This window comes from Streptomyces sp. BE20, from assembly GCF_036322525.1.
In the GTDB taxonomy this organism is placed as follows: domain Bacteria; phylum Actinomycetota; class Actinomycetes; order Streptomycetales; family Streptomycetaceae; genus Kitasatospora.
Map to the genome: position 1 here is coordinate 1 of NZ_JAQYWW010000820.1, position 283 is coordinate 283.

1 pseudogene is annotated in these 283 nt (G+C 66.4%); it reads left to right on the forward strand.

Features of this window, described 5'->3' with window-relative positions:
- Positions 1-283, forward strand: a pseudogene (locus PUR61_RS17515) (transposase); the annotation flags it as partial.

Sequence of the window (283 nt, forward strand, 5' to 3'; positions counted from 1 at the left end):
GGTCCTGGAGGAGCTCGGCGCACGGGGCGAGCTGGACTGGTCGAGGTGCGCGGTCGACTCGGTGAACATGAGGGCGCTGAAAAAGGGGAGTTGACGGGTCCGAATCCTGTCGATCGGGGCAAATACGGGTCGAAGATCCACGTGCTCACCGAACGTACCGGTTTGCCCCTGTCGCTCGCGATCTCCGGAGCCAACGTCCATGACAGCCAGGCCCTGATACCGCTTGTCGACGCCATTCCGCCGATCCGCTCGCGACGCGGACCGCGACGCCGCCGTCCCGGCA